At 53.8% G+C, this 253-nt stretch carries 1 protein-coding gene; it reads right to left on the reverse strand.

Annotated elements, in window-relative coordinates; genetic code table 11:
• Positions 1 to 66: 66 nt before the first annotated feature.
• A partial coding sequence (locus R0K30_RS21950; protein ID WP_410612953.1) for a hypothetical protein occupies positions 67 to 253 on the reverse strand: 187 nt, incomplete at its 5' end.

Here is a 253-nt window from a genome sequence, read left to right on the forward strand (position 1 = left end):
CTCAGACTCTTGCGCTCGCTGAGCAACTTCTTCATAGGCCTCTCACGCTACCGAAAGAGGACTATTTTACAAGAAGCTTTGCTGAATAAGGTGCAGGGTGAGGCTGTTTTTGACGTCGATCGGCGTTCGCCGAGGGAGATTTCGCGACGCTTTCGAGCATCCTTCATCGGTGCTCGCACACCACCCCGTTGCACCGAGGTGTTTTGGCACTAAAGGCGAGGGGTGCCGCAGGAACTGTAGGAAGAGCTTTTTT

The organism is Bacillus sp. SIMBA_154 (genome assembly GCF_046536015.1).
In the GTDB taxonomy this organism is placed as follows: Bacteria; Bacillota; Bacilli; order Bacillales; family Bacillaceae; genus Bacillus; species Bacillus pumilus_P.